Origin of the sequence: Arthrobacter sp. NPDC093139, from assembly GCF_044754165.1 — a bacterium.
Classification (GTDB): domain Bacteria; phylum Actinomycetota; class Actinomycetes; order Actinomycetales; family Micrococcaceae; genus Arthrobacter.
The window spans coordinates 1-17,467 of the sequence record NZ_JBIVOO010000021.1; the positions used below are offsets into that span (position 1 = coordinate 1).

Annotated in this window: 19 protein-coding genes and 1 pseudogene; 12 read left to right on the plus strand and 8 right to left on the minus strand. The window is 63.7% G+C overall.

Annotated elements, in window-relative coordinates:
* The 6 genes from ACIP90_RS20630 to ACIP90_RS20655 form a co-directional block, all read left to right on the plus strand.
* Positions 1-737 (plus strand): amino acid ABC transporter permease (locus ACIP90_RS20630; RefSeq protein ID WP_400581580.1); only part of this gene is annotated, 737 nt, incomplete at its 5' end.
* The gene (locus ACIP90_RS20635) at positions 734-1,501 is read left to right on the plus strand and encodes an amino acid ABC transporter ATP-binding protein (RefSeq protein WP_400581581.1); all 768 of its coding nucleotides are present in this window, start codon (positions 734-736) and stop codon (positions 1,499-1,501) included. The genes ACIP90_RS20630 and ACIP90_RS20635, both read left to right, overlap by 4 nt.
* A gap of 2 nt (positions 1,502-1,503) precedes the next feature.
* Complete coding sequence (locus ACIP90_RS20640; RefSeq protein WP_400581582.1) at positions 1,504-2,637, plus strand: FAD-dependent oxidoreductase; 1,134 nt, start codon at positions 1,504-1,506, stop codon at positions 2,635-2,637.
* A 65-nt stretch (positions 2,638-2,702) separates the two neighbouring features.
* Positions 2,703-4,157 (plus strand): NAD-dependent succinate-semialdehyde dehydrogenase, encoded by a 1,455-nt coding sequence (locus ACIP90_RS20645; RefSeq protein WP_400581583.1) that lies wholly within the window; start codon positions 2,703-2,705, stop codon positions 4,155-4,157.
* 41 nt (positions 4,158-4,198) lie between these two features.
* On the plus strand, positions 4,199-4,882 hold the full coding sequence (locus tag ACIP90_RS20650; protein ID WP_400581584.1) for a GntR family transcriptional regulator: 684 nt from the start codon (positions 4,199-4,201) through the stop codon (positions 4,880-4,882).
* Positions 4,883-4,952: 70 nt separating this feature from the next.
* On the plus strand, positions 4,953-5,597 hold the full coding sequence (locus tag ACIP90_RS20655; protein ID WP_400581585.1) for a GntR family transcriptional regulator: 645 nt from the start codon (positions 4,953-4,955) through the stop codon (positions 5,595-5,597).
* A gap of 33 nt (positions 5,598-5,630) precedes the next feature.
* On the opposite strand, the gene ACIP90_RS20660 is transcribed toward ACIP90_RS20655, so the two are convergent.
* The 3 genes from ACIP90_RS20660 to ACIP90_RS20670 form a co-directional block, all read right to left on the minus strand.
* Positions 5,631-6,296, minus strand: coding sequence for a nucleoside/nucleotide kinase family protein (locus tag ACIP90_RS20660; RefSeq protein ID WP_400581586.1), 666 nt, complete (start codon positions 6,294-6,296; stop codon positions 5,631-5,633).
* A gap of 32 nt (positions 6,297-6,328) precedes the next feature.
* Positions 6,329-6,835 carry a sensor histidine kinase gene (locus ACIP90_RS20665; protein ID WP_400581587.1) on the minus strand — a complete coding sequence of 169 codons (507 nt, stop codon included), beginning with the start codon at positions 6,833-6,835 and terminating at the stop codon, positions 6,329-6,331.
* A 153-nt stretch (positions 6,836-6,988) separates the two neighbouring features.
* Positions 6,989-7,228 carry a hypothetical protein gene (locus tag ACIP90_RS20670; RefSeq protein WP_400581588.1) on the minus strand — a complete coding sequence of 80 codons (240 nt, stop codon included), beginning with the start codon at positions 7,226-7,228 and terminating at the stop codon, positions 6,989-6,991.
* 142 nt (positions 7,229-7,370) lie between these two features.
* Between ACIP90_RS20670 and ACIP90_RS20675 the strand changes: the two genes are divergently transcribed.
* Complete coding sequence (locus ACIP90_RS20675) at positions 7,371-7,985, plus strand: TetR/AcrR family transcriptional regulator (RefSeq protein WP_400581589.1); 615 nt, start codon at positions 7,371-7,373, stop codon at positions 7,983-7,985.
* A gap of 700 nt (positions 7,986-8,685) precedes the next feature.
* Here ACIP90_RS20675 and ACIP90_RS20680 read toward each other — a convergent pair.
* Positions 8,686-9,012: a hypothetical protein gene (locus ACIP90_RS20680; protein ID WP_400581590.1), complete on the minus strand. Its 327-nt coding sequence runs from the start codon at positions 9,010-9,012 to the stop codon at positions 8,686-8,688.
* Between the two features lie 396 nt (positions 9,013-9,408).
* On the opposite strand from ACIP90_RS20680, the gene ACIP90_RS20685 reads away from it, so the two are divergent.
* From ACIP90_RS20685 to ACIP90_RS20700, 4 genes and pseudogenes are all read left to right on the plus strand, one after another.
* On the plus strand, positions 9,409-9,858 hold the full coding sequence (locus ACIP90_RS20685; RefSeq protein ID WP_400581591.1) for an Hsp20/alpha crystallin family protein: 450 nt from the start codon (positions 9,409-9,411) through the stop codon (positions 9,856-9,858).
* Positions 9,859-9,987: 129 nt separating this feature from the next.
* Entirely contained in the window at positions 9,988-10,491 is a 504-nt protein-coding gene (locus ACIP90_RS20690) for an ABC transporter substrate-binding protein (protein WP_400581593.1), read from the plus strand.
* Positions 10,488-11,045: pseudogene (locus ACIP90_RS20695) on the plus strand (cation transporter); the annotation flags it as partial. The gene ACIP90_RS20690 and the pseudogene ACIP90_RS20695, both read left to right, overlap by 4 nt.
* A 101-nt stretch (positions 11,046-11,146) precedes the next feature.
* A complete protein-coding gene (locus tag ACIP90_RS20700; protein ID WP_400581646.1) occupies positions 11,147-11,272 on the plus strand; it encodes a hypothetical protein in 126 nt (41 codons plus the stop codon).
* Positions 11,273-11,274: 2 nt separating this feature from the next.
* On the opposite strand, the gene ACIP90_RS20705 is transcribed toward ACIP90_RS20700, so the two are convergent.
* On the minus strand, positions 11,275-12,018 hold the full coding sequence (locus tag ACIP90_RS20705) for a GAF and ANTAR domain-containing protein (RefSeq protein ID WP_400581595.1): 744 nt from the start codon (positions 12,016-12,018) through the stop codon (positions 11,275-11,277).
* Between the two features lie 224 nt (positions 12,019-12,242).
* On the opposite strand from ACIP90_RS20705, the gene ACIP90_RS20710 reads away from it, so the two are divergent.
* Positions 12,243-13,115: an NAD-dependent epimerase/dehydratase family protein gene (locus ACIP90_RS20710; protein ID WP_400581596.1), complete on the plus strand. Its 873-nt coding sequence runs from the start codon at positions 12,243-12,245 to the stop codon at positions 13,113-13,115.
* A gap of 117 nt (positions 13,116-13,232) precedes the next feature.
* Here ACIP90_RS20710 and mmsB read toward each other — a convergent pair whose 3' ends face one another.
* The 3 genes from mmsB to chvE all read right to left on the minus strand — a co-directional run bounded on the left by mmsB (position 13,233) and on the right by chvE (position 17,311).
* Positions 13,233-14,552, minus strand: a complete 1,320-nt coding sequence (gene mmsB / locus ACIP90_RS20715) for a multiple monosaccharide ABC transporter permease (protein WP_400581597.1) — start codon at positions 14,550-14,552, stop codon at positions 13,233-13,235.
* 5 nt (positions 14,553-14,557) lie between these two features.
* Entirely contained in the window at positions 14,558-16,087 is a 1,530-nt protein-coding gene (gene mmsA / locus ACIP90_RS20720; RefSeq protein ID WP_400581598.1) for a multiple monosaccharide ABC transporter ATP-binding protein, read from the minus strand.
* Between the two features lie 99 nt (positions 16,088-16,186).
* Positions 16,187-17,311, minus strand: coding sequence for a multiple monosaccharide ABC transporter substrate-binding protein (chvE, locus tag ACIP90_RS20725; protein ID WP_400581599.1), 1,125 nt, complete (start codon positions 17,309-17,311; stop codon positions 16,187-16,189).
* Between the last annotated feature and the right edge of the window lie 156 nt (positions 17,312-17,467).

Consider the following 17,467-nt stretch of genomic DNA (forward strand, 5'->3'; position numbering starts at 1 on the left):
ATGAATCCATCCTGCGTGGGCTGATGCTCACGATTTTCCTCACGATTGCCAGCATGGCCCTGGGAACGCTCCTGGGCCTGGGGCTGGCGATCATGAGGTCCTCGAGCATCAAACCGGTCGCCGCCACCGCGAATGCCTACATCACCCTGTTCCGCGGCACCCCGGTGCTGGTGCAGTTGATTTTCTGGTTCAACGTCGCGGCGCTGTACCCGAACCTGACCATCGGGATTCCGTTCACGAACATCGGCACCGCGATCGATGTGAACGCCTTGATGGCGCCGATCACCGCGGCCCTGGTGGGCCTGACGCTGAACGAGGCCGCCTACATGGCTGAGATCATCCGCGGCGGGTTCTCCTCGGTGGGCAAGGGCCAGATCGAGGCCGCCGACTCCCTGGGCATGAGCAGCTCCATGAAGATGCGCAAGGTCATCATCCCGCAGGCGATGCCCTCGATTATCCCGGCGACCGGTAACCAGGTCATCGGCATGTTCAAGGGAACATCCCTGGTCAGTGTGCTGGGCGTCGCCGAGCTGCTCCAAAGCGCCCAGCTCATCTTCGCCCGCACCTACGAGACCATCCCGCTGCTGATCGTCGCCAGCCTGTGGTACCTCGTGATGACCCTGCTGCTGAGCTACCCGCAGTCCAAGCTCGAGCAAAAATACTCCCGCACAACTTCCCGGCTCCCCCGGAAAGCGAAAAAAGTTGTGCTGACCGAACCGGAAGGTACCCTGCGATGAGCAACGACGGCACCATTCACGCCCGCGGAATCCGTAAGTCCTTCGGCCCCAAGACGGTCCTGAAGGACATCAACCTGGACATCGCCAGCGGAGAGATCTGCTGCATCATCGGCCCCAGCGGCTCCGGAAAGTCCACCGTCCTGCGGTGCATCAACGGCCTGGAGACCGTCGACACCGGCGTCCTGAAGGTCAATGGCGAGGACTTTGGCTACTACGAGACTGCGCACGCCTACCACGCGCACAGCCCCAAGAAGCTCGCTGAGCAGCGCACCAGGGTGGGCATGGTGTTCCAGCAGTTCAATCTGTTTCCGAACATGACCGCGCTGGAAAACGTCATGTCCGGGCCGGTGCTGGTCAAGGGCGCTGACAAGAAAGAGTCCGCCAAGCGGGCCCAGGAACTGCTGGCCAGCGTCGGCCTGGCCGGGTTCGGGGACTACTACCCCGCCCAGCTCTCCGGCGGACAGCAGCAGCGCGTCGCGATCGCCCGGTCCCTGGCCATGGACCCGGAGATCATCCTGTTTGATGAACCGACGTCGGCGCTGGACCCCGAAAAGGTCGGCGAGGTCCTGGCCGTCATGAAGGATTTGGCGAAGAAGGGCATGACCATGGTGGTGGTCACCCACGAAATGGGTTTCGCCCGCGAAGTGGCCGACTTGCTGATCTTCATGGATGACGGCTACGTGGTTGAACGCGGCGACGCCCGGGAAATCCTGTCCAACCCGAAGGAACCCCGGACGCAGGCCTTCCTGGAAATGGTGCTCTGAGCATGGACGGAAAACTCGCAGTCATTGGCCTGGGCAGCATCGGCAGCATGGCGTTGTGGCAGGCCTCCCGTTTGTCCGATTCAGTGGTCGGGTTCGAAGCCCAGGTTCCCGCCCACGGCCGCAGTGCCGTGGGCGGGGACACCCGGCTGTTCCGCATGATCTACCGCGGCAACCCGGACCTCTACCCCATCCTGGAACGCTCCCGCAGCCTTTGGGCCGAACTCGAAGCCGAAACCGGGCAGAACATCCTGACCCGCTGCGGCGGGCTCTCGATTGGCACCAAAGACGGCGCCTACCTCTCGGCCCTGCTGGTAACCACCCGGACCAACGGCGCCGAGCACGAAATCCTCAGCCGCGAGGCGATGGCCGAACGCTACCCGCAGCACAACCTCCGGCAAGACGACATCGCCGTCTATGACCCCAACGCCGGTGCCCTGCGCACCGACCGCGCCGTCACGGCGGCGGTCGCAGCAGCCCAGGCCAACGGGGCGACCATCCACACGAACACCCCCATCGATGGCATCACCGAAACCGCCGACGGCGTCGTCATCACCTCCGGGGAGAAGTCCTGGACGTTCGAGAACGTCATCGTCTCCTCCGGCGGCTGGTCCCAACGGCTCATGCCCGACTACCTGAAGGCGGCAACGCAGACGAAGCGGCTCTTCCTGACCTGGTTCGTCGCGAAAGACGCATCAGAGTTCTCGCCCGAGAGGTTCCCCGTCTTCAGCCGGATGTACGAGGACCGCTCCATGTATGGTGCACCCGCCGTTGACGGGGTGACCGTCAAGGCAACCCTGGACGGGCGCGGCGGACCAACACCGGACCCGAACGCCGTGCCCAGGGAACTGACCCCCGCCGAAATCGCGGAGACCACCGAAACAGTCACCGAGTTCCTCCCCGGACTGTTCCCCAACATCGTCCGCTCCGACACCTTCCCCGACCTCTACACCAAAGACGGCAACCCCCTCCTTGGCCGGTTCAGCGAGAACAGCAGGATCTACTGCGCCACCGGATTCTCCGGCGGCGGCTTCAAAAACGCCACCGGATATGGACAGATCGCGGCCCACGAGGCCCTCGGCAAGCAAACCTACGAGGGCCTGGGCTTCATACGCCCGGAGCGGTTCAAGACGAGCTAAACCCCTTCTGTCAGCAATAGAACAAGGTATGAAGCCATCGTTTCCACCACTACTGAAAGCGTGACATGAGCACTTCATTTGACCCCAGCACTCTTCACACCGACCTGTTCATCGACGGTGCCTGGCAAAAGGCCGCCAATGGCGCCACGTTCCCCGTTGAGAACCCGGCCACAAATGAAATGATTGCCCACGTCGCCGACGGCGGGCCCGAAGATGCAGCCCGGGCCATCGAGACCGCCGGGCGCGCGCAGGCGCAGTGGGCGAAGTCCACGCCGCGGGAGCGGGCCGACATCCTGCGCCGGGCCTTTGAGCTGGTCATTGCCAACACCGACCGGCTGGCCGCGATCATGACCGCGGAGATGGGCAAGCCGCTGGCCGAGGCCAAGGGCGAGGTGGCCTACGGCGCCGAAATGCTCCGCTGGTTCTCCGAAGAAGCGGTCCGCATCGGCGGGGACCAGACCACCTCCCTTGACGGCAACACCCAGATCATGATCACCAGGGAACCCGTCGGTCCCTGCGTGCTGGTCACGCCGTGGAACTTCCCGCTGGCGATGGGCGCCCGCAAGATCGCCCCGGCCGTGGCCGCGGGCTGCACCATGGTCTTCAAGCCCGCAGCACTGACACCGCTGACCTCCCTGGCCCTGGTGGACATCTTCCGGCAGGCCGGCCTTCCCGACGGCGTCCTGAACGTCGTCACCACCTCCAAGGCCGCCGGAGTGGTGGATCCATGGATGAGCAGTGGCATCGCGCGCAAGATCAGCTTCACCGGCTCCACCGGGGTCGGGAAGATCCTGCTGCGCCAGGCGGCCGAGAACGTCATGCGTTCCTCGATGGAGCTGGGCGGCAACGCCCCGTTCATCGTTCTGGCCGACGCGGACATCGAAAAGGCCGTCGACGGTGCCCTGAAGGCTAAGATGCGCAACATGGGCGAGGCCTGCACCGCCGCGAACCGCTTCTTCGTCCACCGTTCCGTCCTGGCCGAGTTCAGCGAGAAGTTCGCCAAGAAGATCTCTGAACTGCGGGTCGGCAACGGCGCCGTGGAAGGAACCGACGTCGGGCCCCTGATCGAGCAAAAGGGCCTGGACAAGGTCGAGGCCCTGGTCGCCGATGCGGTGTCCAAGGGCGCACGCGTCCTGACCGGCGGCAGCCGCCCCGAGGGCCCGGGCTACTTCTACACCCCCACCGTGCTCACCGACGTGCCCCTGACCGCCGACTTGATGAACACCGAGATCTTCGGACCCGTCGCGGCGATCACGGCGTTCGACAGCGAGGACGAGGTGCTCCGCCTGGCCAATGACACCGAATGGGGTCTGGTGGGCTACGTCTTCACCGAAAGCATGAACAAAGCCCTCCACTTCTCCGCAGAACTCGAAGTTGGCATGCTCGGGATCAACACCGGCATCGTTTCCAACCCGGCAGCACCCTTTGGCGGGGTCAAGCAGTCCGGGCTGGGACGCGAAGGCGGCAAGGTCGGCATCGAGGAATTCCTCGAGATCAAGTACACGGCAATAGCCGTCTAGTGAATATGTAGTCGGCGATGAGTGAAAAGAGGGGGATGTCAATGGCCCCGAAAGACCTGTTCACCCTGGAAGGAAGGCCCACCGCGCAGCTGATCGCCGATCAGCTGCGCGAACAGATAGTCCAGGGGACCTTCCGCCCGGGACAGCAGATCAACGAATCTGCCGTGGCCAGCCAGCTGAACCTCCTGTCCAGAGGCCCACTCAGGGAAGCAATGCAGCGCTTATGCCAGGAAGGGATCCTCATCAGCCGGCGTAACCGCGGAGTCTTCGTCCTGGAACTTAAAGCAGAGGACATCAGGGAGATTTACGCGGTCCGCGAAGCTGCGGAAATATCCGCGGCCAACAGCCTGCTGGATGGCAGGCCGGAGCAGCTCAAAGACACCTGTGAAGTGCTGAAGGTAGTCGTCCGCGATATGACGAAACAACTGGGCGTCACCGACTGGCAGGTCTTCGCACGGCTGGATATGCAGTTCCACACCTCCTTCATTGCTGGGACCGGAAATTCCCGTCTTGTAAGGATGTACGAGACCCTGGCAACCGAATCACGAATGTGCATCCCCAACCTGGCGGCTTCCTACCGAAGCGTTGACCTCCTGGTTCAGGAACACCAAAACATCCTGGATCTGCTGGAGGCAGGCGATAGGAAAGGGCTCCACGAGGCCATTAAGAGACACATGCAACACGCCGTTGAGGCCTTCACCGGAACACGACAGGACACCGCATGAGGAGTTCTCGGTACAGCCCGCGGCTTTAGAAATCCTGTATAATCGACAATCGACAACAGGAGGCGACCGCATGGAACCGAAGTTCGAGTGGCAAGCGCAGCGGACGACGACACCGGACGGCGTCTACAGCGTGCTGCGGACCGCCATTCTGGACGGAACTGTGCCGCCCGGCGGACAGCTGCGGGAAATGCATATCGCTGCAGATCTCGGGATCAGCCGGTCACCGCTGCGCGAGGCAATGACGAGGCTGGAGGAGGAAGGGCTGATCGTAAAGGTCCCCTTCCGCGGGTCCTTCGTGGTGGAGGTAAGCGCTCGGGAGGTGGCCGATATCGCATCCGTCCGACTGCTGGTCGAACCGTACGCTGCCCAGCTCTCTGCCGAAGCGCTGTGCGGACCCCAGCGGCCGCAGTTGGTGCAAACCATCGAGGAGCTCAACCGGGCAACGGAGAATAACGACATCCCGGCCAGCATCGACGCGCACCTTCGCTTCCACAGGCTCTTTTACGACTTTTCAGGGAATGGCGCGCTGCAAAACCTGTGGAATGGTTGGGAGAGCAAGCTGCGCCTCTACCTCGCTGTCGACCATCGCTCGTACCACGATCTGCACGACATTGCCGTAGAGCACGAGAGATTGGCTGCTTTTGCCCTGGATGGCGACACTGATGGGTTCCGGCAGGAGCTGGCCAACCACTTCCAGTCGGCGCTCCGCGGCTAACTGTTTTCCTCCATTAGTCGAGCGACGGCGCCATCAGCGCCAAACGATGACCCGATCCGCACGATGCCGCGTGGCTTCAATGAGCCGCGCGTTCGCTTCGTCGGATCCGTTCGCCCAGGCTTCAGCCGCAGGCCGGTCCATTCCAAAGAGCATATGCCGCTCCACAAGACGGGAGAGCCGCAGTTCCGCGGGAGTATCGATGAACCACACCTCGTCCAGCTGTGACCGCACCCGCTGCCACGCGGGGTCCTCGGCCAGCAGGTAGTTCCCTTCCGTGATGATGAGGGGTACCGAGGCCGGCACGGCTATGGAGGCAGCCACAGGCTCGTCGAGGGACCTCCGGAAGTCCGGTGCGTAAACAACGTCCTCGTCCCGCAGCGCCAGCCGCTGCAACAGCGAGAAATAACCGCCGACGTCGAACGTGTCCGGGGCGCCCTTGCGCCGCTTCAGCGGCGTACCGTCGATGATGGCGTTGCCCAGGTGGAAACCGTCCATGGGAACCACCAGCGCCGCCTGAGGGCCGAAGAAATCGGCGAGGAAGGCGGAGAATGTGGACTTTCCGGAGCCGGGGGCACCCGCTACGCCAAGGAGAATGCGGGAACCGTCGGAGATCCGGAGGCGCAGCTCTTCGACGGCCTGCCGGATGTCCGGGGAATCGAAGGCCCGGGACGCAGACGGATGGGCGGTGGGCTTAGTCATGCAATGAATCCTAGGCCAGGCCCGGCGGCGCGTCAGTCCAATGGAATGGTGACGGTCACTTCGGTGCCTGTTCCGGGTTCCGACGAGATGGCGACCGTTCCGCCGGCTTCCTGCACCTCTGTGGACATTGTCCGAAGTCCGTGGCGGCCGCCGTCGGCAGCCTCCGGAAACGAGCTGTTGCCGGAGCCGGTGTGGCCCGCTGAACGCTTGCCGAATCCCTTGCCGTTGTCGGCAACCGTCAGACGGATCCCGTGGAAGACGGCCGTGAGCCGGACCGTCACGTCAGTGGCATGGGCGTGCCTGAACGCGTTGTCGAGGGCTTCCTGCGCAGACCGGTACAGCAGAGTGGCGCAGCCCGCCGGGATCTCCAGGCCGTGGTGCGGTGTCTCCCAGTGGACGCAGGTGCCCTGGCGGCGCAGCGGGACTGTCAGGCGGTCGATGCAGCCAGCGAGTCCGAGCCTGTGAAAATCCGCAGACACAGGAGCCGCAGCCGTAGCCGCTGCTTCAGCCACACCGTCGAGAGTTGCTGAGCTTTTCATGCCGGCCCCGTCTCCTTGAATCCTAAATGCCTGAGTTCCGGGGATCTTTTCCCCGGGCTGTTGCATCTAAGGGTGGCGCGGGAGCATCAGGCTTAGCGCGGCATATCCTCAGGATCGGATCAGGATTTTTGCTGGAGAATCCCAAAGCCAGGATTACTGGGCGAACGTCCAGGGCTGGATCGCCTGCTGCGGATACGTGACCGCGTCCGCCGCATCGAGCACTTCGAGTGCTGTCATATGGGCCGCCGCGGCCACTTCGCGTATAGGTTTGCCGTGCGTCACGGCGGCTGCAACCGCAGTCTGGAGACTCACTGCGGCGGGCTCGTGCTCGGCGCTGGTGGTTTCCAGCGTGGCAACGGCCTCCTCCACTGCCCGGATGTCTTCATCGTCCATCAGTGCACTCCTACTCTCTGCTCCATTGCAGTAACTCCCGCGGCATCTCCGGGACGGGGTTCCGGTGAAGCGGCGTCATGCTGATAGAACAATAAGACAGACAGGTCTGTCTCGGCCAGTCCCGCGGTAGAGTATTTCCTTAATGAACGCACCTGAAGCAAGCGAGGGCACTTTGCTGCCCCAAGGGGTTCGTGCCGGCGAGAACGAACCCCTGCACCGGATAATGTCCGCTGCCTACGAGCTCTTCTCCCGCCGCGGGATCCGCGACGTCGGCATTAACGAGCTGATCGAGCGCTCCGGCGTGGCGAAATCCACGTTCTATCGGCACTTCCCGTCGAAGGATGCGCTGGTTCTTGCCTTCCTCGCCCTCCGCGACCAGGTGTGGACCGTGGACCTTATCGTTGCCGAAGCCCGGCGCAGGGGAGATACGCCTGAGGGGCGCCTCCTGGCCATCTTCGATGTGTTCGGCGACTGGTTCCAGCGTGACGACTTCGAGGCCTGCACGTTCATCAACGTCCTCCTTGAAATGGGCCCCGAGCATCCCCTGGGCGAAGCCAGCATCGGCTACCTGGCCCGAATCCGGGGCCACCTCCAGGCGTTGGCCGAAGAGGCCGGCTTGCGCGACACCGAGGAATTCGCCCGCTCTTGGCACATCCTGATGAAGGGCTCGATCATATCGGCCACGGAGGGGGACTTCCTTGCTTCCAAGCGTGCCCAGCAGATGGCCGGCTGGCTGATCGCGCACCACCGGAGCTGAGGCCGAGTTTCTGCTCACCCCTCCTTGCCCTTTCCTTTGCCTGGCCCATTATCTGAGCCCTTGCCACCGTCTTCGTCGCCAGGCGCAGGCGGCGACGGCAGGGGCGCCACGGTGAGCGGCGATGGGTGGACGGCGATGTTTTGAGCCGCAGCCGCAGCCGCGGCCGCTTCCGCGGTTTCGGCCGCCGCCTTCCCGGCCGCGGCCTGGGATGCGGCCTGGGCCGCTGCCGCCTTCTCTGCCGCAGCTTTGGACGCCGCCGCCTTTGCGGCAATCGCGGCGCGGAGATCTGCCCGGACCGGACCGCTTCAATCGCTTTCATGATGCTTTGATGGCGCTTGAAGGAGACCTTCCCGTCCGCTGCGGCGCGGGTGACCTGATCCACGAGTTCATCAAGGGTCCGCAGGCCGGTTGCGGGATCTGCGCTGGCGGCTGCAGTGCTGACGGCCAAGACCCGTGTCTGTAGTTCCTTGCCGGTCTGCGGGTCCAAATCGGGTGAAGCTGGACTGCAGCCTAGAAGAGCAGCAACCATGAAGCAGGCGGCCAGCGGCTTGGCGGCGCCGCCCAGCCTCCGGCCCTTGCGGTCCAGCGAATCCTTCAAAGTTCCCAACCCTTGTGCGACGGTGTCCGGCTGAGGATCTGCCGCAGCCGATACGGCGCCGTCCGGTAACGGCAGCCGAATAGATCATAAGCCTACTTAGCTTCAGTCGCAGACTCCACGGAAGACGAGGGGGCGGCGCGAGTTCTCGTCCAGGTGGCACAACAGCGCCTGCTCGGGGCAGCCGGGGTGGGCGGCGAGATGACGCAAAAGCCTTAGCCGGACCTCCGACTGGGGATCTGTGGCTGAAATGATGTCCAGGATGAGGTCAATGACCTGCTGGCGCAGCACAGTCCGGCCCCACGGGTCGGCTGGCCCGATGCAGGGCGGATAGAGGCTGACCGCTGGTTGGCAATTCCGAAGCCCCAGTCCTGGTTGCGGCTCGCTGTCCGGCACTTCGCGCTTCTGCCGGTCCGGGACGCTAGCGGTCATCACGGGCCCCCATGTCGCCGGCGCCGGCCGCTGCAGGAAGGCCTGGGAGTAACAGCTTCTTCATCGGGGCTCTCCTTCACGGGGCTTCGCTGCCGGACACCGCCCAGTATCCCGCCGCGCTCCTGTGAAAATCTCGGCGCGCAATCCCCGAACCTCAGGCATGGGGGCAGGAATGGGGGGTGCGGGAAGCAGGATAGTCCCCGCCCGGGGGAGCGCCAAAGTTTCCGTCAGGTAATCCCTGGCTTTTCCCAAGGAAGCAGCAGGAAGTGGCGGGATGTCGCCCGGACGTAGCCTTAACATGCGGTTGCCTCCGGCGTAATTTATTGATGTCGGATGCATCCCGGCCCGTCCGCTGCATGTAAAAACAGGGTCGGTCACAGACAGGAGGTAACAGCGATGGCTAACATTCTCCGCCGAGCCGGTGTTGAGTTCCCGGAGCCGTTCCGCCGGTTCCTGGAAGGAGATCTGGACTCCTGGCTCCGCGTGGAGGAATACCGTGAGGGCGGTAACTTGGTGGTCAAGGCCGAGGTCCCGGGAATCGACCCGGATAAGGACGTCGACATCACCTTGACGGGTAATCAGTTGGAGATCTCGGTTCGGCACGAGGAAAAAGCCGAGCACAGGGATAAAGACGGTTACCGTTCCGAATTCCGCTACGGCACCTTTGCCCGCACGGTGAGCCTGCCCGCTCCCGTAAGCCAGGAAGACGTCAGCGCCTCGTACACTGACGGGATCCTTGAAGTCCGCATCCCCATGCCCGAAGAACCCGCGGCCAGTGCCCGGAAGATCCGGGTCTCACGTGGTGGCGCGACGGCGCCCGCGCCCGGTTCCGCCGGCCCTGAGTAAACCTTTAGCGTAAACCCTCCAGCGAATCACTGCGTTATCGCGGAGCCCTCCGGCCCCGCGTTGGATAGAGCCGACCTGCACACGGCCGCCCGGCCGGCCGTGTGCATCCCGGTCGGCGAAAGGGACGCAGTGTTTCGGATCGGACACACGTTCGTGACGCGTATGGCGGGGTTGCTCGCCGTCATGACCCTTGCCGGCGGGCTGGCTGGCTGCGCTGTCTCTATGCCCAGAGACCCGGACGGCACCTTGGAACGGGTCTCTGGGGGAAACCTGCGGGTTGGTGTCACGGCCAACGGCAAGTGGGCCAGCCTCCGTGACGGACAGGAACCCCAAGGCGTCGAACCAGCCTTGGTGCGCTCCTTTGCCTCCTCCATCAGCGCCACGCCCGGATGGGTCACGGGAAGCGAACAGGAGCTTACCAAGGCGCTCAAGGAGGGTGAGCTGGACCTGGTGATCGGGGGTTTTGCCGCTGACACACCGTGGGTCACACACGCGGGAACCACGCGCCCGTATACCGAATCGAAGGACGCCTTTGGCAAAACCGTGAAGCATGTGTTCCTTGTGCCGCTGGGCGAGAACGCCTTTCTGTTGGCCCTTGACCGCTTTCTCCTGCAACAGAACGTGCTGGGGTGAGCCGCACGGAAACCGCCGCCAAGTTCGGCAACACGGAGCTGCCCCGGGAGCAAAAAGAAGCCCTGCAAAAGGCGATCAGGTTCGAGTGGATCACCCTTGCTTTTCTGACTGTTTCCACCGCTCTCGTCTTCTTGGTTCTGGGCAATTCCCAGGCCATGAAGGCCGCCTGGATCGAAGACCTCCTCTCGTTCCTGCCGCCTCTGGCCTTCCTGCTGGCCGCCCGGCTGATTCGTCGGCCCCCGACGCAGAAACATCCGTACGGCTATCACCGCTCGGTGGGGATTGCCCACCTTGTTGCCGCTGTGGCGCTGGTAGCCATGGGATCCTTCCTGGTCGTTGACTCCGGCGCCGGCCTGCTCAGCGCGGAGCACCCGACCATCGGCGGCATCGAGGTGTTCGGCCAGACCATCTGGCTGGGCTGGCTGATGATCGCGGCGATGTTGCTGACCGCGGCTCCTCCGGTGTATTTGGGGCGGGTCAAAATCAAGCTGGCCGAAAATCTCCACGACAAAGTGCTCTACGCTGACGCCGATATGAACAAGGCCGACTGGATGACCGCGGGCGCCGCGGCTATAGGTGTTTTCGGCATCGGCGTTGGCCTTTGGTGGGCTGACTCGTGGTGCCGGCCGGGGGAGCCGCGCCGTCCCTGGAAACCATGGAGGAAACACGCAAAGCCTGCGCCGGGCTCGACTGGAAGGTGCAGGACCTCTTCATCATTCCGGTTGCGGAGCTGCCGAAGGAATTCCTGCCCGGACTGCGGTCCCCGGGTGCGGAGTACTGAGCCTAGCCCTCGTAGTGGGTCTTTGCCGGCCCCTTCCCTAGTGAGTCGACGATCGCCGTCGCCACACTGTGGAGCTTGATGTTCCGCGTGCTGGAGGCGGCCTTCAGCAGCTGAAATGCCTCCTCCTGGCTGCACCGGTTCTGGGCCATGATGACCCCGACGGCGACGTCAATCACCGTTCGGGACTCCAGTGTTGCCTTGAGATTTGCGGCCGCCTCGCTGTAGTGGGCAAACCGCACGGCGAGGCGCAGTGCCATGGATGTCTGGGTGACAAAGTCCTCGGCGAGGTCCAGGACGCGTCCCTCGAACCTGCCGGGACGGTGGGAGTAGAGATTCAGGGCGGCGCGCGTCTCGCCCTCAAGCTGGAAGGGGATGGCCAGGATGGAACGTACGCCTTGGGCCAGCACCTTGCGGGAGTACTGGGGCCACAGCCCGTGCTCTTCAAGATCCGGGATATGGACAGTCTCCTGCTCGCGCGAGGCAGTCATGCATGGCCCGTCACCGAAGTCGTATTGGATCTCGTCCATGGCCTGGGCCTCGGGCGTGCTGCTTGCCACCGTGGCGGCTTTGCGGTGCCGCAGCAGTGTGATTCCGCACAGGACTTCGTCGCCGGGCTCGGAAAGGCTCCGGGCCGATACCCGGGCAAGCTCATGGAGGAATGCCTCCACATCCGAGCTTGCGAGCACCATCTCATTCAGGTGCTCCGTGATTGATGTTTCAGATTTTGCGGTCGACTCGCGGGCCACGATTCCCAGTACCGTTTCGCTCAGGTCAAGACGAGCCGGCGGGCGCAGCGCATACCACGGAAGGGGAGCGGGTAGCGGCAGCAAAGAGCCGGATCGAACAACTATCCAACGGCCTTCTGCTAAACCGTACCGAGAAATTATATACACCAGTTCGCAGGGCATTATGACTGCGCCGGCGCATCCTCCCGCCTAGGCTGGGGAAGAACGAACCCGAGGAGACCACCATGAGAATTGCTGTGACAGGCGGAAGCGGAAAACTGGGGCGCAGCGTTGTCCGCAGGCTGACGGAGGACGGCCATGCGGTCCTGAACCTGGACCGGACGGGCGAGAGAAGTCCGGCCCTGGCCATCGTGGACTTGCGGAACTATGGCCAGGTCCTGGATGTTGTCCTTGGCCTGGATGACCGGCACCAGGGCTTCGACGCGATCGTCCACCTTGCTGCCATTCCTGCGCCCGGACTTGTGCCGGATGCCGCCACGTTCGAAAACAACATGCTCTCCACATACAACGTGTTCCAGGCGGCCCGCCGGGCCGGCATCAAAAAGGTGGTGTACGCCTCCAGTGAGACGGTGCTGGGACTGCCGTTCGACGTCGATCCTCCCTACATCCCGGTGGACGAGGAGTACCCGGCACGGCCGGAAAGCACCTACTCGCTGGTGAAGCACCTGGAGGAGCAGATGGCCATCGAAATGACGCGGTGGGACCCGGAGCTCAGCATCACCGGCTTGCGCTTTTCCAACGTCATGGACCCCGAGGACTACGAGGATTTCCCCTCCTTCGATTCCGATGCCACGCTGCGTAAGTGGAACCTCTGGGGCTACATCGACGGCCGCGATGGTGCGCAGGCTGTGGCGCGCGCACTGGAGAACGGCAAGCCCGGGTTCGAGGCGTTCATCATCGCCAACGAGGACACGGTGATGAGCCGCTCCAGCGCCAGCCTTGCCGCGGAAGTGTTCCCCGGTGTTCGCGTGACCAAGGAGCTGGGGGAGCACGAGAGCATGCTCTCCATCGACAAGGCCAAGCGGCTCCTCGGATTCGCGCCGGAGCACAGCTGGCGCAACTACCACTCCAACCGCACCACGCCCACGGAAGACTGACGGAACGCGGAACAGAATCCAGACTGGTGACCCCTGGGCGCAACACGCCAGCAGCTCGCGCGCTTCCGAGACTTCAGAAGCGCGCGAGCTACTGCGTAGTTGGGTGGGGTCGCCCGGTCAGTGGTTCTCGGCCTGCGCCGGGTGGGAGACCGAGGCTACAGGCACGGATGCCTTGCTGGAAGACTTGGGCTCCTGGGCTTTCTCGACGGCGGCGGGCGGGGTTGTCTTCCACTTGAACCGCTTGCCGATGGTAGATCCGCTGCCGCCGCTGCGGTTCTTGTTGAAGATGTCGAAGCCGACTGCGAGCAGGAGCACCAGGCCCTTGATGAGCTGCTGGTAGTCGGTTCCAAGGCCGAGGATGGACATGCCGTTGTTGAGGACGCCCATGATCAGGCCGCCCACCATGGCTCCTGCCACAGTGCCGATGCCGCCCTGGACCGCTGCCCCGCCGATGAAGGCCGCGGCGATGGAGTCCAGCTCGAAGCCCGTGCCGCCGGCGGGCTGGGCAGAGTTCAGGCGTGCCGTGAAGACCAGGCCGGCCAGCGCGGCGAGGACGCCCATGTTCACGAAGAGCCGGAACGTCACGGCCTTGGTCTTGATGCCGGAGAGTTCGGCTGCGTGCAGGTTCCCGCCGATGGCGTAGGTGTGCCGGCCGAAGATGCTGTTGCTCATCAGGGCGGAGTAGGCGATGACCAGGACTGCGAGGACGATGAGGACGATCGGGGTACCGCGGTAGCTCGCCAGCAGGAACGTGATGCTGAGCATCAGCAAGGCGATGAATGCTGTCTTGATGGCGAACCAGGCCATGGGTTCGTTTTCGAGGTTGAACCTGCGGCGGACCCGGCGCTCCTTGATGGCCTGGAAGAGGATGGCTGCGGTACCTCCCACGCCGAGGATCACGGTGAGCCACTCGAGCATGGAGGTGCCGCCCGAAATGTCGGGGAGGAAGCCGCCGCCCAGGGCGCGCAGCTCGTCAGGGAACGGCGTGATCTGTTGGTTCTTCAGGGTGATGAGGGTCAGCCCGCGGAAGATGAGCATCCCGGCGAGGGTGACGATGAACGCGGGTATCCCGACATAGGCGATCCAGTACCCCTGCCAGGCGCCCACGAGTGCGCCGACGAGCAGGCAAGCGGGGATCGCGATCCACCAGGCCCATCCCCAGTGGACGATCATCACACCCGACACAGCGCCGATGAAGCCCGCGATGGAGCCGACGGACAGGTCGATGTGCCCGGCGATGATGACCATGACCATGCCGATTGCCAGGATCAGGATGTAGCTGTTCTGGACCACGAGGTTGGTGACGTTCTGGGGCTGCAGCAGGATGCCGTCGGTGAGGACCTGGAACAGGATGACAATGAGGATCAGGGCGACGAAGATGCCGACCTGGCGGAGGCGGCTTGCCAGGAAGCCGAGGGATTCTCGTAGGGCGGACATGTCCGTTATTCCTTCTCTTGGGTCATGTAGTGCATGAGTGTTTCCTGGGAGGCCTCTGCGATGGGGACCTCGCCGGTGACGTGGCCTGCGGACAGGGTGTAGATCCGGTCGCAGATGCCCAGGAGCTCCGGGAGCTCGGACGAGATCACGATAACGGCTTTCCCTTGGGCGGCCAGTTCGGCGATGATCGTGTAGATCTCAAACTTGGCGCCGACATCGCTGCCGCGGGTGGGCTCGTCGAGGATCAGCACATCGGGGTCCGAGAACATCCATTTGCTCAGGACCACCTTTTGCTGGTTGCCGCCGGAGAGTTTTCCGGTGATGGCCGCGACCGAGGGTGCCTTGATGTTCATGCTCTTCCGGTAGCGGTTAGCCACCGTGGTTTCTTCGTTCTTGTCCACCCAGCCGCGTTTGGCGAGCTTCCCGAGGGCGGCCATGGAGATGTTCCGCTGGATGTCCTCGATGAGGTTCAGGCCGTAGTGCTTGCGGTCTTCGGTGGCGTAGGCGATGCCGTGCCTGATGGCTTCGGGCACGGTGGAGGTGTTGATCTCCCGGCCGTACTTGAAGACCTTGCCTGAGACGGCGTGTCCGTATGTCCGGCCGAACACGCTCATGGCCAGTTCGGTGCGCCCGGCGCCCATGAGCCCGGCCAGTCCTACGACTTCACCCTTGCGGACGTTGAGGCTGGCGTTGTGGACCACAGTGCGGGTGTGGTCCTGCGGGTGCTGGACGGTCCAGTCTTCGATGCGGAGGACTTCCTCGCCGATCGATGGGGTGCGTTCGGGGTACAGGCTGTCGAGGTCCCGGCCCACCATGCCGCGGATGATCCGCTCCTGAGTGATCTGGCCCTGGTCAACGCGCAGGGTCTCGATGGATTTGCCGTCGCGGATGATGGTGACGGCGTCGGCCACCTTGCGGATTTCGTTGAGCTTGTGGCTGATGATGATGCTCGTCACGCCTTGGCCCTTCAAATGCAGGATGAGATCCAGGAGGTGGTCGGAGTCCTCATCGTTCAGCGCCGCGGTCGGCTCGTCCAGGATGAGCAGCTTGACTTCCTTCGAGAGGGCCTTGGCGATCTCCACCAGCTGCTGCTTGCCGACGCTGATGTGCTGGATCGGCGTCACAGGGTTTTCGCTGAGTCCCACCCGGGCAAGCAGCTTGGCCGCCTCAAGGTTGGTCTGGCGCCAGTTCACCCAGCCGCGGGAGGCCAGTTCGTTGCCCAGGAAGATGTTCTCCGCGATCGACAGGTACGGGCTCAGGGCCAGCTCCTGATGGATGATCACGATCCCGCGCTTCTCGCTGTCGGTGATGCTGGAGAACTCGCACGGTTCGTTCTCGAAGAGGATGTCCCCCTCGAAGGTGTTGTGGGCGTACACGCCGGAGAGCACTTTCATCAGGGTGGATTTGCCGGCTCCGTTTTCGCCGCAGATCGCATGGACCTCGCCGCGGTTCACGTCCAGGGTGACGTCCTGGAGGGCCTTGACGCCGGGGAAGGTCTTGGTGATTCCCCGCATTTGAAGGATGGGTACGTTCATGGTGCTTTCCCGCTGGCTGGTGGGGTGCCGGGACCTGCGGGTGCAGGGCCCGGGGACGGCGCGGCCCGGCCGGATGCCGGGCCGCGCCCTTCACGGCGCCTACTTGATGTCGGCGTCTGTGTAGTAGCCGGAGTCGATGAGTTCCTGCTTGTAGTTGTCCTTGGTGATGATCACGGACTCAAGCAGGTAGGCCGGGACTACCTTGACCTTGTTGTTGTAGGTCTTGGTGTCATTGGTTTCGGGCTGCTGGCCCTTCAGGACTGCATCGACCATCTTCACTGCCTGCTCGCCGAGCTTGCGGGTGTCCTTGAAGATCGTGGAGTACTGTTCCCCGGCGATGATGGACTTCACCGAGCCCTTCTCTGCATCCTGGCCCGTCACGATCGGAAGGCTGCCCTTGGAGTAGCCGCCGGTGCTGGTCAGCGCGGAGATGATGCCGATGGACAGGCCATCGTAAGGCGACAGCACGCCGTCGAGCTTCTTGCCGGAACTGTAGGCGGAGGTGAGGATGTCCTCCATGCGCTTCTGCGCCACCGGTGCCTGCCAGCGGAGGATGGCGGCCTGCTCGAACTTGGTCTGGCCGCTGGGCACCTTTAGGGTGCCGGCGTCCATGAACGGCTTCAGCGTGTCCATGGCTCCGGTCCAGAAAAAGTTCGCGTTGTTGTCGTCCGGGCTGCCTGCGAACAGTTCCACGTTAAACGGGCCCTTGCCGTCCACCTTCTTTCCGCCCGCATCCAGAAGACCCAGGCCCGTCAGAAGGGAGGTGGCCTGCTGGACGCCCACGGTGTAGTTGTCAAAGGTCGTGTAGAAGTCCACGTTAGGCGTGCCGTTGATCAGCCGGTCGTAGGCGATGACCTTGACGTTCTGCTCCTTGGCCTTGGCCAGGACATCGGTCAGCGTGGTGCCGTCGATCGCGGCGATAATCAGGGCCTTGGCGCCCTTGGTGAGCATGTTCTCAATCTGGGACACCTGCGTGGGGATGTCGTCGTTGGCGAACTGCAGATCCGTCTTGTATCCGAGTTCCTTCAGAGACTTTTCGACATTGCCGCCGTCGGCAATCCACCGCTCGGACGTCTGTGTCGGCATCGAAATGCCCACGAGGGAGCCGGCAGCATCGGTGCTGGCGGCAGGTGCCGTGGAGCCGGGCCGGCTGCCGCAGCCGGTGGCCCCGACCGTCACGGCCAGGACCACGGCGAGGGCTCCCAGGAGTTTTTTGAAACGCACGATCTTCTCCTTCCGCGGCTGACTCGGGCCGCGAATTGCTGCTGAGCCGGGAGGCATCTGCGCCTTCCGACGGGACCGGCATTGGGCTCCGGTCGGCTGCGCGATCCTGAGGCCCGTACACCAGTGGGCTTTGCGGTCGGGGCGGCGTCTGTGCCG

What these genes read in the sequence shown, in the direction of transcription:
- ACIP90_RS20635 (WP_400581581.1), top strand. Translation starts at nt 734, where the DNA reads ATGAGCAACGACGGCACCATTCACGCCCGCGGAATCCGTAAGTCCTTC.
- ACIP90_RS20640 (WP_400581582.1), top strand. Translation starts at nt 1,504, where the DNA reads ATGGACGGAAAACTCGCAGTCATTGGCCTGGGCAGCATCGGCAGCATG.
- ACIP90_RS20645 (WP_400581583.1), top strand. Translation starts at nt 2,703, where the DNA reads ATGAGCACTTCATTTGACCCCAGCACTCTTCACACCGACCTGTTCATC.
- ACIP90_RS20650 (WP_400581584.1), top strand. Translation starts at nt 4,199, where the DNA reads ATGGCCCCGAAAGACCTGTTCACCCTGGAAGGAAGGCCCACCGCGCAG.
- ACIP90_RS20655 (WP_400581585.1), top strand. Translation starts at nt 4,953, where the DNA reads ATGGAACCGAAGTTCGAGTGGCAAGCGCAGCGGACGACGACACCGGAC.
- ACIP90_RS20660 (WP_400581586.1), bottom strand. Translation starts at nt 6,296, where the DNA reads ATGACTAAGCCCACCGCCCATCCGTCTGCGTCCCGGGCCTTCGATTCC.
- ACIP90_RS20665 (WP_400581587.1), bottom strand. Translation starts at nt 6,835, where the DNA reads ATGAAAAGCTCAGCAACTCTCGACGGTGTGGCTGAAGCAGCGGCTACG.
- ACIP90_RS20670 (WP_400581588.1), bottom strand. Translation starts at nt 7,228, where the DNA reads ATGGACGATGAAGACATCCGGGCAGTGGAGGAGGCCGTTGCCACGCTG.
- ACIP90_RS20675 (WP_400581589.1), top strand. Translation starts at nt 7,371, where the DNA reads ATGAACGCACCTGAAGCAAGCGAGGGCACTTTGCTGCCCCAAGGGGTT.
- ACIP90_RS20680 (WP_400581590.1), bottom strand. Translation starts at nt 9,012, where the DNA reads ATGACCGCTAGCGTCCCGGACCGGCAGAAGCGCGAAGTGCCGGACAGC.
- ACIP90_RS20685 (WP_400581591.1), top strand. Translation starts at nt 9,409, where the DNA reads ATGGCTAACATTCTCCGCCGAGCCGGTGTTGAGTTCCCGGAGCCGTTC.
- ACIP90_RS20700 (WP_400581646.1), top strand. Translation starts at nt 11,147, where the DNA reads ATGGAGGAAACACGCAAAGCCTGCGCCGGGCTCGACTGGAAGGTGCAG.
- ACIP90_RS20710 (WP_400581596.1), top strand. Translation starts at nt 12,243, where the DNA reads ATGAGAATTGCTGTGACAGGCGGAAGCGGAAAACTGGGGCGCAGCGTT.
- mmsB (WP_400581597.1), bottom strand. Translation starts at nt 14,552, where the DNA reads ATGTCCGCCCTACGAGAATCCCTCGGCTTCCTGGCAAGCCGCCTCCGC.
- mmsA (WP_400581598.1), bottom strand. Translation starts at nt 16,087, where the DNA reads ATGAACGTACCCATCCTTCAAATGCGGGGAATCACCAAGACCTTCCCC.